This window comes from Glycomyces sp. NPDC050141, assembly GCF_055586545.1.
Window position 1 is genome coordinate 13,702 of the sequence record NZ_JBVJHZ010000057.1, and the last position, 15,486, is coordinate 29,187.

Genomic DNA, 15,486 nt, shown 5'->3' on the forward strand with positions numbered 1-15,486 from the left:
CCGGAGGGAAGGACGCGGGCGCGTGCTAACGTGGGCGCTCGTGACCCGCATCCTTCCCTCATGGTTCGTCGAACGCATCAACCCCGTGCCCGACGAGGACGACCTCCCCGTCTCCACGCTGGAGCTGTTCTTCGACCTCATCTTCGTCTTCACCGTCGCCCAGTTCACCGCGATCATCGCCTACGACCCGCTCATCGGCCTGCTCCAGACCGTGCTCGTCTTCGGGTTCCTGTGGTGGATGTACGCCGGGTACTCCTGGCTCACCAACGTGATCCCGCCCGAGCGCCCCGCCCGCCGCGTCCTCCTCCTGTGCGCCATGGCCGGGTGGCTCGTCATCGCCCTCGCCGTGCCGGTCGCGTTCGAGCACGGCGGCGGCATCTGGATCGCCGTCGGCCTGCTCGCGGTCGTGCTCGTCCACGGCCTCATGTACCTGCAGGCCGCCCGGTCCTTCGGGCCCGTGTTCATCGCGAACCTCGCCGCGACGGGCGCCGTCTTCGCCGCCGAGATCGGCCCTGAAGGCCTGTGGCGCTACGTGTTCTGGGCCCTCGCCACCGTCATCGTGTGGTCCGTGCCGATCTGGCACGGCCAGCGCGGCCTCAACCTCCACCCCGCCCACATCACCGAGCGGCACGGCCTCGTCGTGATCGTCGCGCTCGGCGAATCGGTGGTGGCCATCGGGATCGGTGCGAAGGACCTGCCGGTGAACGCGGACCTGCTCGTCGCGGCGGTGCTCGGCCTCGCGATCGCCGCGTGCCTGTGGTGGTCGCTGTTCGTGCACGACCTCCCCGCCACCGAGCACGTGCTCACGCACACGAAGGACGCGGTGCAGCGGGTGCGGAAGGTCCTCGTGGGCCTGTCGTACGCGTTCATCCCGGTGCTCGTCGGCATCCTCGTCACCGCCGCCGGGCTCAAGCACGCCGTCGGGCACGCCATGGAACCGCTCGACCTCGCCTCGACGCTGCTCCTGTCGGGCGGTGTCGCGATGTTCCTGCTCGGCACGGCCGGGCTGCGGCTTTCGATGCCGCTGCCCCGGCCCTGGGAGCGCGTGGTCCTCGCCGTAGCGGTCCTCGCGGTGGCCCCGCTCGGTCTGGTCAACGCGGCGCTCCAGTTGGGCGCCATCGTGATCGTCCTGGTCGCGGGGCTTGAAATCGAACGCAGGCTCGCTAAAGCGGCGCTGAAGACAGCGCCTTAGGAATCACCAGGGGCGTCCCGGACTCGGGGTCGTCGATGATCCGGCACGGCAGGTCGAAGACCTTGTGCACCGTGTCGGCCGTGACGATCTCGGCCGGGGCGCCTTCGGCGACCACTGCGCCGTCGCGCATCGCGATGAGGTGCGTGGCGTAGCGGGCGGCCTGGTTGAGGTCGTGGAGCACGGCCACGAGGGTGCGGCCCTCGCGGTGGAGTTTCGCGCACAGTTCGAGGACCTCGATCTGGTGCGTGATGTCGAGGAACGTGGTCGGCTCGTCGAGGAGCAGCAGCGGCGTCTGCTGGGCGAGGACCATGGCGATCCACACGCGCTGGCGCTGGCCGCCGGAGAGCTCGTCGACGCCGCGCGAGGCGAGCTCGCTGATGTCGGTGGCGGCCATGGCCTCGGCGACGACGCGTTCGTCCTCGGCGGACCACTGCTTGAGGATGCCCTGGTGGGGGTAGCGGCCGCGCGCGACGAGGTCGGCGACGGTGATGCCGTCGGGCGCGATCGGCGACTGCGGGAGCAGGCCGAGGCGGCGCGCGACGGCGCGGGTGGGCTGGGAGTGGATGTCCTTCCCGTCGAGGAGGACCTGCCCGGCGGAGGGTTTCAGCATGCGCGCCAGGGCTTTCAGCAGCGTGGACTTGCCGCAGGCGTTGGGGCCGAGGATGACGGTGAACTCCCCTTCGGGGATGTCCACGTTGAGGCCTTCGCTGATGGCGACGCGGCCGTAGCCGATGGTGGCGTCCTGGACTACGAGCGGACCAGCGGTCACGACATGACCTCCTTCTTGCGTTGGGCGATGAGCAGCCAGACGAGGTAGAGGCCGCCGACCACGCCGGTGACGACCCCTGTGGGCAGTTGGCGTTCGCCGACTCCGGCGACGGCGATCATGTCGGCGGCGGTGACGATGAGGGCGCCGATGACGGCCGAGAGCGTGAAGCTCCTGGCGGAGCCGGTGAGGCGGGCCGCGATGTGCGGGGCGGCGAGCGCGACGAACGCGAGCGGCCCGGCGACCGAGACGGCCCCGGCGGTGAGGACCGAGGCGGTGACGAGCGCGATGACGCGGGTGCGGGTGACGTGCACGCCGAGGCCGGTAGCGCTCGCTTCGCCCAGGCGGAGGGCGTCGAGGCCGCGCGAGAGGAACATGACGACGATGATCCCTGCGGCGAACACGATCGCGGCGGTCCAGGCCTGGCTCCTGTCGCGGCCTGAGAGGTCGCCGGTGAGCCAGTAGACCGCGCGGAACGCGTCGATCGTGTTGGTGCGGGTGAGCAGGTAGCCGTTGACTCCGGCGAGGATCGCCGAGACGCCGATGCCGACGAGCACGAGCCGGTACCCGGACGGGTCGCCGCCGCGCGTGAGGGCCCAGATGAGGAGGCCGGTGGCGAGCGCGCCGACCGCCGCGAACCCGGCGGTGAGGCCGAGTGTCGCTTCGGTGAGGACGATCGCGATGAGCGCCCCGGAGGTCGCGCCCTGCGTCAGGCCGAGGATGTCGGGGCTGCCCAAGGGGTTGCGGGTGAGGTTCTGGAACAGCGCGCCCGAGAGGCCCATGCACGCGCCGACGCCGAGGGCGGTGGCGAGGCGCGGGAACCGCAGCTCCCAGAGGATGAACTCGTCGCCTTTGGTGCCCTGGTCGAGCAGGGCCGCCCAGGTGCGTTCGAGGCCGAGCGCGGTCGAGCCGGTCGCGGCGGACCAGATGGCGACGAACGCGAGGACGGCGAGGGAGCCGAGGATCGCCGCGAGCGTGCGGTGGCGGACCCGGATCGAGCCTGCGCCCAGGCGGACCACGGTGGAGCCGTCGGTCAAGGTGCTCACAGGCGGGCCACCTTCCTGCGGCTCACGAGGTAGAGGAAGAACGGGCCGCCCGCGACGGCGCAGACGATGCCGACCTGCACTTCGGCGGGGCGGGCGATGACGCGGCCGAGGACGTCGGCGGCGATGAGGAACGCCGCGCCCGAGAGCATCGAATAGGGCAGGACCCAGTTCTGGTCGGGCCCGGTGAAGGCCCGGACCACGTGCGGCACAACGAGGCCGACGAACACGATCGGACCGCACACGGCGGTGGCGGTACCGGCGAGGACGGTGATCGCGGCGATCCCGGCGACGCGCAGCACGCGCGGGTCGACGCCGAGGCCCGTGGCGGTCGCGTCCCCCAGCGCGAGGGCGTTGAGCGGGCGGGCGAGGAGGATGCCGACCACGGACGCGATCCCGATGAGGAGCACGACCGGCAGCATGGGCGCGACGTGCGCGTTCACGAGCGACCCGACCGACCAGAACCGCATCTGGTCGAGCGTGGCCGCGTCCATGAGCTGGATCGCCGAGACGTACGCGTACCCGGCGGCCGTGACGGCGGCACCGGCCAGCGCGAGCCGCGCGGGGGTCGCGGCCGCGGCCCCGGCGATGAGGTAGACGGCGACGGAGGCGACCGCGGCACCGGCGAACGCGAAGAGGACCGTCCCGGAGAAGCCGATGGACCCGATGAAGTAGGAGGCGGTGACGACGGCGGCGGCCGCACCGGTGTTGACGCCGAGGAGGCCGGGGTCGGCGAGGGGGTTGCGGGTCATGGCCTGCATGAGCGCCCCGGCGAGGCCGAGGGCGGCACCGGCGGCGAGGCCGAGCACGGTGCGGGGCACGCGCAGTTCGGTCACGACCGGGTAGGACTCCGAGTTCGCGTCGGTGAGTCCGGCCCAGACCTGGCCGAGGTCCATCGCGCGGGAGCCGACGGCGACGCTGAGGACCGCGAGGACGGCCAGGAGCGCGACGAGCACGAGGAGGCCGAGGACCCGGCGGGCCGTGCGCGAGGGCGGCGCGGCAGCGGTTGCGTCCCTTGGCGAATCGAGCGCCGGGGCCTGCTCCCTGGCGCTTTGGGCGGTTGACAAGTGCGGTCTCCGGAGGGATAGTGGCTGCGGTTTTGTTTAGGCTAACCTAACCGCGACACCCCCGCCATGGTCGCTTCCCCTGTGAAGGAGTTCCCCGTGCCACTCCGCTCCCGCCTCATGCTCGTCCCCGCTGGCCTCTCCCGATTCCCCTCCTCTGGTCTCAGCCGACTCTCCTTCTCCGTTCTCAGCCGACGCAGCCTCTTCGCCGCCGGCGGCGGTCTCGGCGCCGCTTCGCTGCTCGCGGCCTGCGGCTCCGAGGAGGAGCCCCAGACCGAGGGCGACACCGCCGCTTCGGGTCCGTTCTCGTTCCTCGACGAACGCGACCAGACCGAGGTCGAGCTGGAGAGCACGCCGACCACCGTGGTGGCCTTCACGGGTCTCGCCGCCGCGCTGTACGACTACGGCGTCGAGGTCGCGGCCGTGTTCGGGCCGACCACGCTCGCCGACGGCTCCCCCGACATCCAGGCCGGGCGCATGCCCGTCGAGGGCCTCACGGTCCTCGGCAACGCCTGGGGCGAGTTCGACGTCGAGAAGTTCGCGCAGCTGAACCCGCAGCTCGTCGTCTCGCACTATTACGAGGGCTTCGACCTGTGGTTCGTGCCTGAGGAGCGGCTCGAAGAGGTCGAGGCGCTGGCGCCGGGCATCGGCATCGAGGTCTCGAAGCCGACCATCGATGAGATCATCGACCGCCATGCGGCCCTTGCGAAGGCGCTCGGCGCGGACCTGGAGTCCGAGGAGAACGCGGCCGGGGTGGAGCGCTTCGGCGCCGCCGCCGGGGGCGTGGCCGAGACCGTCGCCGAGAAGCCGCTCAAGGTCGTCGCGGTCGGCGCGTGGCCCGACGGGCTGTACATCGCGAACCCGCCCACGTTCAACGTGCTCTCGAAATGCGTCGAACTCGGCGTCGACTTCGTCGTGCCCGACAATCCCGACCAGAATGGGTACTGGGAGCTCCTGTCCTGGGAGAACATCGACAAGTACGAGGCCGACGCGATCTTCCTCGACATCCGCACCGGCAACATCGCGCCCGAGACGCTGCTCGCGGACTACCCGACCTGGGCGGCGCTCCCGGCCGTGGAGGCCGGGCAGGTGTACCGCTGGAACGGCGAGCCGGTGTACTCGCACATCGGCGGAGCCGTTGAGCTGGAACGGATCACCGAAGGACTCGCGGCCGCCCAGCCGCTCGCTTAAGCAACCGCCTAGCCGCGGGGCCAGTGGCTGACGCCACGTCATGACCCCAGTTCAGGGGATCGGAATCTCATTAGGTTAGCCTAACCTGCGATCGGCCGGGCTGCGTCCGCGAGCCGTTCGGATTCCGGCCCTCAATTGCCCTTCAAGAAGGAGAAACACATGGCTTTCGATGCTGACAGCGTCAAGCTCGGCCGCCGCGGCCTGCTCACGGGCGGCGGCGCCCTCGGACTCACCGGCGTGCTCGCCGCGTGCGGGAACGACGACGCCTCGTCCGACACCGAGACCGAGGACTCCGGCCCCTGGGAGTTCACCGACGACCGCGACGAGACCGCCTCGCTCGAAGCGACCCCCACCAAGATCGTCGCGTTCACCGGCATGGCCGCCGCGCTGTACGACTTCGGCATCGAGATCCCGGCCGTCTACGGCCCCACTACGAACGAGGACGGCTCCCCCACCACCCAGGCCGGGAACCTCCCCGTCGCCGACCTCGAGGTCTTCGGCAACGTCTACGGCGAGTTCGACGTCGAGGCCTACGCCGCCTACGGGCCCGAGGTCATGATGACCCACTTCTACATCGACCCGGCCTCGCTCTGGTACGTGCCCGCCGAGAGCGCCGAGAGCATCACGAGCCTCGCGCCCGTCGTCGCGCTCAGCGCCAACGACGAGGGCCTGTCGAACACCCTCGACACCGTCATCGGCCGCCACGCCGAGCTCGCCGAGTCCCTCGGCGCCGACCTCGACTCCGAGACCAACGCGGCCAGCAAGGAGCGGTACGACGCCGCTGTGGAGGCCCTCAAGGCCGCCGCCGCCGCGAACCCGGTCAAGGTCCTCGCCTGCGCCGCCGCCGCTGACACGTTCTACGCCTCGAGCCCCTTGATGGGCAACGACACCCGCTTCTTCCTGGAGCTCGGCGTCGACATCATCGTGCCCGACGCGCTCGACGCGGCCACCGGCTCGTACTTCGAGTTCCTCTCCTGGGAGAACGTCGACAAGTACCAGGCCGACGTCCTGCTCCTGGACAACCGCGTCCAGTCGCTCCAGCCCGAGCAGCTGACCGAGTACCCGACCTTCCAGGCCCTCCCGGCCGTCCAGGAAGGACAGATCGTCGGCTGGGAGGCCGAGCCGATGTACTCCTACGGCCTCGCCGCCGCCTCGATCGAGGCCCTCGCCGCCGCGATCCAGGGCGCGAAGAAGCTGTTCTAAATTCCTGAGTTGCAAAGTGAGAAGGGGCGGGATCAATTGATCCCGCCCCTTCGTCTTCGCTTGCGCTACTTCAGTTTCAGCGTCACCACGGTCGGGTCGTGGTCGGAGGCGCCGTACGCGCCGTACGCGGGCTCCTCGCCGAACTCGTAGGCGTCGGCCGGGTAGTCCGAGTTGATGTGGGCGCTGGTGACGTCTTCGAGCTTCCGGAAGACGGCGGGCGAACCCCACATCTGGTCGAGCGTCTGGGTCTGGCCCATGTACGTGTAGGAGTAGGCCGCCTCAGGCTGGCAGCGCACCATCACGTCGTACAGGCTCGAGAGGCCCGAGTTCTCGTACATGCCCGCGAGCTGGTCGGACGGGCCGACCCAGTCGCCCGCGATGACCTGGCCCTCGGCGAACGGGTCGTCCGGGCGCGGGAAGACGTTGAAGTCGCCGCCCGCCAGGACCTTCGCCTTGCGGTCGTCCGCGAGGATCGCGCTGGTCACGGCCGCCAGGTAGTTCGCCTGCTCGGTGCGGTGCAGCACGCGGCCGTTCGGGCCCGACGAGAAGTGGTTGTTCACCAGGTAGATCTCGGAGACGACCTTGCCCTTGCGGTCCAAGAGGTCGAACTTGCCGACCTGCGAGGCGCGGCTGTACACGTCGTACCCGTTGCAGGCGTAGACGCCCGAGCTCTTGCACTGGTCGATGACGCTCTGCGGCAGCGCCGCGTTGAGGGCCTTCGGGTTCTCCACGTCGGCGTTGATCTCGTCGGCCGCAGTCGCGTAGTCGATCGCGGGCGCGGCGCCCAGGACCGGGTCGTCCGCTTCGGCCTCGGCGAGTTCGGCCAGCTCGGGCCGCCACATGAAGCCGGTCATGATGCCGCGCGTGTCGGCCGAGTCGAGGTCGCCCGCGACCTCGTAGACCGGGCCGCCGTACTCGGCGATGACGAGCGCGAGCTCCTGGATCGAGTCGGGGGCGCCGTCGCCGCCGGTGTTCGCGTCACCGGTGTTGACGAGGTCGCACACGAGCCGGTCGGAGCCGAGCGCCGAATCGGCGGTCCACTCGGGATTGACCGAGCAGACGTCCTGCGCCTCGCCCTCCTGGGTCATGAGGATCGCGGGGCTCTTCAGGTCCTCCACGATCTGCTGCGCCTGGCGCTCCATCTGCGCCTGGTACTCGTCGGCGCTCGCGGGCACGTAGTCGTACGGCGGCTTGACGTTGCCCTCGGGGTCCTCGGGGTCGGTGCAGCCGGCGTTCCCGGTGAAGTCGCAGCCGGAGTTCGGGTTGTCGCGGAAGTCGTACAGGTTCTCGATGTTGTACGAGGAGATCGCGACCTCGTTCTTGCCGACCGGCTCGACCGGCTCGTTCTCGGCCGGCTCGAGGCCGCCCTCGAGGGTCAGGTCGTTCGCGACCTCGATGGCGTACTTGGCGAACGAGAGGTAGACGCCGCCGGTGTTGGCCTCGGTGATGACGTCGTACGTCTTGGCCGGGGCGATCACGGTCTCCGTGGTGCCCTCGGTGGCGCGCAGGCCCAGGTCGCCCATGACGAACAGGTAGCCGTTGCCGTCGTCGAAGGTGCCTTCGGCGGTGTCGAGCGGGTGCGCGTCGCGGAAGGCGCGGGCGGCGTAGCCGTCCTGCTGCGCCGCTTCGCTGTCGCCGCGCATCGCCCAGACCTCGCCGCCGCTGGAGTACACGTCGCGACCGGCGGTCACGACCGACTCGGCGGGGACCGTGAGCTGCATGCCGAGGTGGCGGCGGAAGTACTCGGTGGAGGCCTTCGCGTCGTTCGGCGGGTCGACCTCGACGGTCTCGATCTCGGCGAGCGGGTCCAGACCGGACTCGACCACGTCGTAGACGTACGTGGAGCCGCCGCTGAACTGGATGTTGCCGTAGTAGGTGCCGACCACGGCGCGCACGATGATCTCGTCGCCCACCTTGACGTTCCAGTTCGCGCCGAGCTCGGTCTGCGCGGGCGAGCCGTTCAGGGTGCGGATCGTCGAGTACTTGTTGTTGTAGACGAAGATGCCGTCCGAGGAGAGCGGGTCGCCGTCGGTGGCGTCGGCTCGTTCCTGGATAAAAAAGCCCCGATTGCCGGAGGGGTCCAGGGTCAGCTGGGTGACCACGCCCTGCACGTACACGGTCTGACCCGCCAGGGGCGAGGTGAAGTCGGTGTCGCCGTCGGCGATCGAGCCCTGGACCTCGCCGATGTTCACGATGTCGATGTCCGCGTAGGCGGAAGAGGCGAAGACGAGACCGGAAGCGCCGACGATGACCGCGCCTGCGGCCGCCGCCGCGAGCCGGGCTCGCCGTCTGAGGGAACGCACAGGAAGGCTCCAATGCTTGTCGTACGGGACCTCGGCGCGAGGGCGCGAGGCGATGATGGGGGCGGTCTTCACTCAACCGCACCAGCGGGTCGAAAGCAAGACTTCGGAGTGAATTCCTCGTATCATCCCATGTCTCAATTCGGATACGTCCATGTCCGCCCCGCGGCGGCGGGGCGCCCGCTCAGGCGCCCCGTCAAGCGTCCCTTATGGTTCAGGCCGCGGTGAGGCGGTACAGCATCCCCTGGCCGCCCCTGCCCAGTTGCGAGGTCATCAGGTAGACCTCGCCCGACGCGTCCACGTCGATCGACCACAGCTGGCCCCGCAGCGGCGCAGTCTGGGGGAACTCGACCGGGATCACCTCGTGCCTCCAGCGGCCCTCCGGCGAGACCTCGGCCGCGATCAGTGTCCCGTCCCAGTCGGCGGCGATCACCTTCCCCTCGAACTGGGGCAGGGCCCCGCCGCGGTAGACCACCGCGCCCGCGCAGATGTTGCCCACGTCGAAGGAGTACTCAAGGGAGGGAGGGGTGAACGGCCCGGTGCACGCCTCGAACGGCGCCGTCGCGCCGTCGTCCTCGTAGCAGCGCTTTTCGACCGTGTCGTTCGGGTAGCCGAAGTTCGCACCGGGCGCGGCCAGGTTGACCTCCTGGTACTTGTCCGAGAACATCGGCTCGGGGACGAGCAGGCCGACCTCCGCGTCGTAGTGGAGGCGCCACGGGTTGCGGTGCCCCATCGTGAAGACCTCAGGTGCGCCCTCGGCGCCGTCCGCGAACGGGTTGTCCGCCGGGATGCCGTACGGCTCGGCCCCGTTCACGTCGATCCGGATCACCTTGCCGTGCAGGTCGAACGGGTCCTGGGCCTGCTGGGAGAGGCTGGGTGCGCCGAGGCCGAGGAGCAGCATCCCGTCGGCGTCGAAAGCCATGTGGCCGCCGATGTGGTCGTTGATCCCGTGGTGGCGCAGGAGCACCCGCTCGCTCGCGGGGTCGAGGCCGGACCCGTCGGCGTTGAGCCCGAACTCGGCGAGCACGCCCGTCCGGGAGCCGGACTCGGCGTCCTCGTCGACCGGGGCGGTGTAGTAGACGAAGAAGCGGCCGTTCTCGGCGAAGTCCGGGTGCGGGGCGAACCCGGAGAGGCCCAGCTCGGGGCTTTCGAAGGGGCTCTTCACGATGTCGGAGAGGTCGAGGAACGAGCCGGGCGCGAGCTGCCCGTCCTCGATCACGTAGATGAACCCGATCTGGTCGGAGAGGAGCAGCCGCCCGTCGCCGAGGTCGTGCAGGTCGCCCGGCACCTGGAGGCCGTCGGTGACGAGCTCGATGACCGGCACGGGGTCGGGTGCCGCGCTTTCTTCTGCGGTGCAAGCGGTCAGGGCCAGCATCGTCGCGGCGACGGGAATGGCGGATCGTTTCACGGACGCTCCTCTGCGGGGTTCGAGGGCGCTCCCGAGGGTTCCAACCGAGCGCCGATCCAGTGTGCCGCAAGCGAGAGGGGACGAACCGCTCGAAAAGCGGCCCGTCCCCTGTCCCGGTCCGTCCGGGTCAGCCCCAGTAGCGGGGCGTGTAGTAGTCCGGTACCTGGACGTCGCCGAAGTCCATGTCCGAGCCCATGTAGAAGCTCGTGTACTGCGGCTGGTTGTAGGTGGTCTGCTGGTTCGCCACGCCGACCCGGTACTGCGGGTCGTGCATCAGCGTGAACAGCTTGTGGTCGGTGACCTCGGTGGAGACGAAGACGCGGATCGCGCTCGAGTCCTCGGTGCGGACCAGCAGCTCCTCGCGCCAGTCGCCGAGCACGTCGGCCACCAGGCCCGGGTTGCCCTTCGTGTAGTTGTTCGTGAGCGTCCCGGCCGCGTCGAGGACGACGCCGTCCTGGAAGTCGCGCACCGTGGTGTACTCGGTGGTCGTGGTCTGGGCGCCGTGGACGAGCTGGGTCGTCAGGTCCGCGTCCCAACGGATGTTCATGTTCGTGCCCGGCGTGGCCCCCGCGATCGGCTCACCGGTCGCGGTGAACAGGCCCTCGGGGTTGCCCGCCTGGTCCGGCGGGAGCGAGGCCCAGGCCTCGAAACCCGGTACGGCCGGGTCGATGTCGCCGACCATGCCGCGCCCGGTGTCGCGGCCGGAGTAGCCGCCCCACAGGACTTCACCGGTCTCGGCGTCGCGCATCGCATAGCCGTACGGCGCCCACGCGCCGCCCTCGAAGACCGAGAAGATCTCCAGGCCTTCGCGGGCGGGGTCGAAGTCGCCCACGTGGAGCGCGTCGCCGTGGCCGAGCTTCGCGAGCGTGCCCGGGTTGTTGCCCTGCGGCGGCATCGTCGCGTACGAGGAGTACAGGAGCGAGCCGTCGTCGTCGAGCGTCGCCGCCCCGTAGACGATCTCCTGCTTGCCGTCGCCGTCCACATCGGCCGTGCTCAGCGAGTGGTCGCCCTGCGTGGTCAGAGTCCCCCACTCGGGGTCGGGGCCTTCGACCCCGTGCGGCGAACCGTTGAACGGGTTCGACATCGGGGCATGACCGGAGTCGGCCTGCCAGCGCTGGGTCAGATTCCTTCCGTCCCAGTCGATCGCGGTGATCGTGGTCCGCGTGTAGTAGCCGCGGGCGAAGATCGCCGTGGGGTGCTCGCCGTCGAGGTAGGCGACGCCCGAGAGGAACCGGTCGACGCGGTTGCCCGGCTCGATGCGGGCCATCGCGTAGTCGCCCCATTCGAGGCCGTCGTCGCCGCGCTGGACCGGGAAGTCGATGGTGTCCATCTCGAGGCCCGTGCCGCCGTTGAAGACCGTCAGGTACTCGGGCCCCGACAGGACGAACCCGGCGAAGTTCCGCAGCTGGTTCCGGGTGGACCGCGAAGGCGCATAGACGTCGATGAAGTAGTCGGCGAGCGTCTCGACATCCGTCTGCGAGAGCGGATAGGCGAAGTCGAACTGCGCGTCGGCGCCGAGGGCCGCTTCGATAGTCGCGGGCCAGTCCCCCTTCACCACCTCGGGGTGCTGGTCCCAGCCCATGAACATCTGCACGAGGTGGTCGTAGTACCCCGCGGCGGACAGGCGGTAGTCGTCCTCGTGCGTGACACCGGCGTCCACATCACGCTCAGGAAGCGTGATGAACCGCTCTTCATCCTCCACATAGGAGATCGTCTTGGTCCCCGGCGCGGTCTTGAGCATGACCTCGGAGATGCCGTCGCCGTCGAAGTCGTAGACGTCGAACTGCGTGTAGTGCGCGCCCGCCCGGATGTTCACCCCGGGCTCGATGCGCCACAGCAGCTCGCCCTCCTGGGTGTAGGCGTCAATGTAGATCGGGCCGGTGAAGCCGACCTGCGAGACGTCCTTGGAGTTCGAGGGGTCCCACTTGACGACGTACTCGTAGTCGCCGTCGCCGTCGAGGTCGCCGGGGCTGATGTCGTTGGCGCGGTAGGTGTACGCCTCGCCCGCGGGCGTGACCCCGTCGGCGGGCTTCTGCATCGGGATGTCGAGGTACCCCTCGGACCACGGCGTCACCGTGTCCGAGACGTCGATCGGCCACCCGCGCTTGACGGCGACGACCTTGTACTCGGAGTCGGCGTCGCCTCCGGCGTCGAGGAAGTTGGTGGAGTCGGTGACGGTGGCGATCTTGCGGCCGTCCCGGTAGACCTTGAAAGTGGCGCCCGTCAGACCTGAATCGTTATAACCGGTCACTTCATCGGCGAGCAGGCGCCAGCTCAGGAAGACCCCGTCGCCGGTCGCGGCCGCGACCAGGCCCCGGTCGAGCCGTTCGAGCTGGATCTCGTCGCCGTGGCCGCCGCCGTGCGACTGCGCCGAGGCGGTGACCCCGGCCCCGGCCAGCACACCGACCAGCGAAACCGCCATGACCTTGCGAAACATACTGGGAGGACTCATGAAGGGGGCTCCTCGAAAACGCACGAGGCCTGCGAAAACGCGTCGAAGTCTTGGAGGGGACGCGCTCAGACCTCAATTGAAACGATTTAACGCATCGAAGACTATCGACCTCTCCTCCCCTTGTCAAGCGCTTCCCAAACCCGCCGCCCTGTGACCGCCGGTACGCCCAACCCCCCAGATGGCGCCCGCGCAACACACTCCGGTACAGTTCTACCTCGTCCCGGTCGATTAGCTCAGCGGGAGAGCACTCGCTTCACACGCGAGGGGTCACTGGTTCGATCCCAGTATCGACCACAGGAAAGAAGCCCCGGCTGTATCAGCCGGGGCTTTTGTGTTGCTCTGGGACCGGCGGCTCGTGGACGGGCACTGGTACTGCGGTACCGCCGGTGGCGGAAAGACTCCCCTTCAGGCCCAGGGGAAGGCGTGTTTCCTCTCGTACGTTCGGGTTCGCCGGTCCAGGTGATCGGCGGCAGCGTCCCCGTTCGATTGGAGCACCCGCCCATGGCCACTTTCCTCTACCGGCTCGGCAGGGGGTCACTGCGGATGCGGTGGCTCGTCCTCGCCCTGTGGGTCTTCGCCGGTGCCGGGGTCGCGGCCGCGGCCGTTGGCCTCCAAGAGGAGACGACCTCGTCGTTCTCGCTCCCGGGCACCGAGTCGCAGGACGCGTTCGACCTCCTGGAGGAGCGCTTCCCGGAGATGAGCGCCGACGGCGCCCGCGCGCAGATCGTCTTCAAATCCGAGGACGGGCGGCCGCTCACCGAGCACGCCGCCGTGGTCGACGGCCTGGCCTCGGTCATGGAGGGCTCGCCGCAGGTCGCCTCGGTGATCAGCCCGTTCGCGACCGGGCCGGACGGACGGCCGACGGGCATGCTCTCGGCCGAGGACCCGACGATCGGCGTCCTCCAGATCGGCTACACCGAATCGGAGAAGGTCCTCGACGACGGGACGAGGGCCTTCCTGGAGGACGCGGTGGCCGACGCCAGAGGTCAGGGGCTCCAGATCGAGGTCGGCGGTGAGGTCCTCAAGTCGTCCGGGGCCTCCGGCGCCGCCGAGGCCATCGGCATCGGCGTCGCGCTCCTCGTGCTGGTGTTCACCTTCGGGTCGCTGCTCAGCGCCGGCCTGCCGATCCTGACGGCCGTCCTGGGCATCGGGCTGACCACCTTCGGCATCCTGGCCGCCACCGCGTTCCTGGACGTCAACGAGTCCACCGGCATGCTCGCGGTCATGATCGGGCTGGCGGTGGGCATCGACTACGCGCTGTTCATCCTCTCCCGCTACCGGTCCGAGCTGGCCGAGGACGGGAGGGTCGAGGACGGGCGCGCCCGTGCCGAAGCGATGGGCCGCGCCGTCGGCACCGCCGGTTCCGCGGTGGTGTTCGCCGGGCTCACCGTGATCATCGCGCTGCTGGGCCTGTCGGTGGTGAACGTGCCGTTCCTGACGCAGATGGCCACGGCCGCAGCGATCACCGTAGGCCTCGCGGTGGTCATCGCGCTCACGCTGCTGCCTGCTCTGGTCGGCATCCTCGGCAAACGGGCCTTCACGTCGCGCCAGCGCCGCCGGATCGCCGCGGGCGTCCGCAAAGCCGGGCCGGGCGGCGGCAGGCGCTGGGCCGGGTTCGTCACCCGCCGCCCGGGCCTGGTGTGGCTCGTCGGCGCCGTGGGGCTCGGCGCGCTCGCGATCCCACTGGCCGACCTCGAACTGAGCATGGCGAGAGAGCCTTCGTCCGACACGACGCAGGGCCGCGCGGCGCTGCTCGTCGGCGAAGGCTTCGGCGAGGGGTACAACGGCCAGCTCATCCTCGTCGGCGATCTCGCCGAGGACGCCGATCCGGCGGCCGTCGGCCAGGGCGTCACCGCGGAGCTGGACGCGCTCGACGGCGTCGCGTCGGTCGGCCGGGCCGTCCCCAACGAAGCGGGCGACACGCTCCTGTTCACCGTCGTCCCCGAGACGGGGCCCGGCGACGCGGCCACGACCGAACTCGTGCACGACATCCGCGAGCTCCTCGCCGACGACGCGAGCGACTGGTCGGTAACCGGCACGACCGCGCTGAACATCGACATCTCCGACAAGCTCGCCGATTCGCTGCTGCCGTACATGCTGCTGGTGACGGTGCTCGCGACGCTGATCCTGCTGCTGGTGTTCCGCTCGGTCCTCGTGCCGGTGATGGCGACCCTCGGGTTCGTCCTCAGCGTCTGCGCGGCCCTCGGCGCGCTGGTGGCGGTGTTCCAGTGGGGCTGGGGCGCAGGGATGTTCGGTATCGAGTCGCCGGGCCCGATCATGTCGATGATGCCGATCCTGATGATCGGCCTCGTGTTCGGCCTCGCGATGGACTACCAGATCTTCCTGGTGACCCGCGTCCGCGAGGCCTATGTGCACGGCGCCGACCCGAAGCAGGCCATCGTGGACGGATACGGGCACTCCTCGCGGGTCGTGGTCGCCGCCGCGCTCATCATGATCAGCGTCTTCGCGGCGTTCATCTTCAGCGGCGAGGCGTTCATCGCCTCGATGGGCTTCGGCCTCGCCTCGGCCGTCGTCTTCGACGCGCTCGTCGTGCGCATGGCGATCATCCCCGCGATCATGGCCGTCACCGGCCGCGGCTCGTGGTGGATGCCGAAGTGGCTCGATGCGCTCCTGCCGAATGTCGACGTCGAAGGCGGGAACCTCCGGCAGCGCCCGGCCGAGGATGCCGCGAAGGACGATGCCGAACTGGTCGACACTGCCAAGTGAGCCGAAGACAATGGAGCCCATGAACCAGCCACTCGCGGCGGACCGGGCACAGGGCCCGGGGGGGGGGGGGGCGGGGGGGGGGGGGACCCCGTCGGCGCCCCCCCCTCTTCCCCGCGTTTCCCGCGGGCAGAAGCGGGCGG

10 protein-coding genes and 1 tRNA gene are annotated in these 15,486 nt (G+C 69.8%); 5 read left to right on the forward strand and 6 right to left on the reverse strand.

Features of this window, described 5'->3' with window-relative positions; genetic code table 11:
* The first annotated feature begins 40 nt into the window (after window positions 1-40).
* Window positions 41-1,192 carry a low temperature requirement protein A gene (locus ACZ60M_RS23800; protein ID WP_465421470.1) on the forward strand — a complete coding sequence of 384 codons (1,152 nt, stop codon included), beginning with the start codon at window positions 41-43 and terminating at the stop codon, window positions 1,190-1,192.
* Here the strand turns inward: ACZ60M_RS23800 and ACZ60M_RS23805 are convergent.
* From ACZ60M_RS23805 to ACZ60M_RS23815, 3 genes are read right to left on the reverse strand one after another with little or no spacing between them, the layout of a single operon-like run.
* On the reverse strand, window positions 1,164-1,961 hold the full coding sequence (locus ACZ60M_RS23805) for an ABC transporter ATP-binding protein (RefSeq protein ID WP_465421471.1): 798 nt from the start codon (window positions 1,959-1,961) through the stop codon (window positions 1,164-1,166). The two genes, ACZ60M_RS23800 and ACZ60M_RS23805, sit on opposite strands and share 29 nt — an antisense overlap.
* A complete protein-coding gene (locus tag ACZ60M_RS23810) occupies window positions 1,958-3,004 on the reverse strand; it encodes a FecCD family ABC transporter permease (RefSeq protein ID WP_465421473.1) in 1,047 nt (348 codons plus the stop codon). The genes ACZ60M_RS23805 and ACZ60M_RS23810 overlap by 4 nt, the downstream gene beginning before the upstream one ends.
* Entirely contained in the window at window positions 3,001-4,068 is a 1,068-nt protein-coding gene (locus tag ACZ60M_RS23815) for a FecCD family ABC transporter permease (RefSeq protein WP_465421474.1), read from the reverse strand. Before ACZ60M_RS23815 ends, ACZ60M_RS23810 begins: the two co-directional genes overlap by 4 nt.
* Before the next feature lie 96 nt (window positions 4,069-4,164).
* Between ACZ60M_RS23815 and ACZ60M_RS23820 the strand changes: the two genes are divergently transcribed.
* On the forward strand, window positions 4,165-5,256 hold the full coding sequence (locus ACZ60M_RS23820; RefSeq protein ID WP_465421476.1) for an ABC transporter substrate-binding protein: 1,092 nt from the start codon (window positions 4,165-4,167) through the stop codon (window positions 5,254-5,256).
* Window positions 5,257-5,415: 159 nt separating this feature from the next.
* The gene (locus ACZ60M_RS23825) at window positions 5,416-6,459 is read left to right on the forward strand and encodes an ABC transporter substrate-binding protein (RefSeq protein WP_465421478.1); all 1,044 of its coding nucleotides are present in this window, start codon (window positions 5,416-5,418) and stop codon (window positions 6,457-6,459) included.
* Window positions 6,460-6,524: 65 nt separating this feature from the next.
* Here the strand turns inward: ACZ60M_RS23825 and ACZ60M_RS23830 are convergent, their stop codons facing one another.
* The 3 genes from ACZ60M_RS23830 to ACZ60M_RS23840 form a co-directional block, all read right to left on the reverse strand.
* Window positions 6,525-8,762 (reverse strand): hypothetical protein, encoded by a 2,238-nt coding sequence (locus tag ACZ60M_RS23830; RefSeq protein ID WP_465421480.1) that lies wholly within the window; start codon window positions 8,760-8,762, stop codon window positions 6,525-6,527.
* Between the two features lie 211 nt (window positions 8,763-8,973).
* Window positions 8,974-10,167 carry a PQQ-dependent sugar dehydrogenase gene (locus ACZ60M_RS23835; protein WP_465421482.1) on the reverse strand — a complete coding sequence of 398 codons (1,194 nt, stop codon included), beginning with the start codon at window positions 10,165-10,167 and terminating at the stop codon, window positions 8,974-8,976.
* A gap of 127 nt (window positions 10,168-10,294) precedes the next feature.
* The gene (locus tag ACZ60M_RS23840) at window positions 10,295-12,619 is read right to left on the reverse strand and encodes a rhamnogalacturonan lyase (RefSeq protein ID WP_465421484.1); all 2,325 of its coding nucleotides are present in this window, start codon (window positions 12,617-12,619) and stop codon (window positions 10,295-10,297) included.
* A 222-nt stretch (window positions 12,620-12,841) separates the two neighbouring features.
* On the opposite strand from ACZ60M_RS23840, the gene ACZ60M_RS23845 reads away from it, so the two are divergent.
* A tRNA-Val gene (locus ACZ60M_RS23845) sits at window positions 12,842-12,913 on the forward strand.
* A 207-nt stretch (window positions 12,914-13,120) separates the two neighbouring features.
* Window positions 13,121-15,346, forward strand: coding sequence for an MMPL family transporter (locus ACZ60M_RS23850; RefSeq protein ID WP_465421486.1), 2,226 nt, complete (start codon window positions 13,121-13,123; stop codon window positions 15,344-15,346).
* Window positions 15,347-15,486 lie beyond the last annotated feature (140 nt).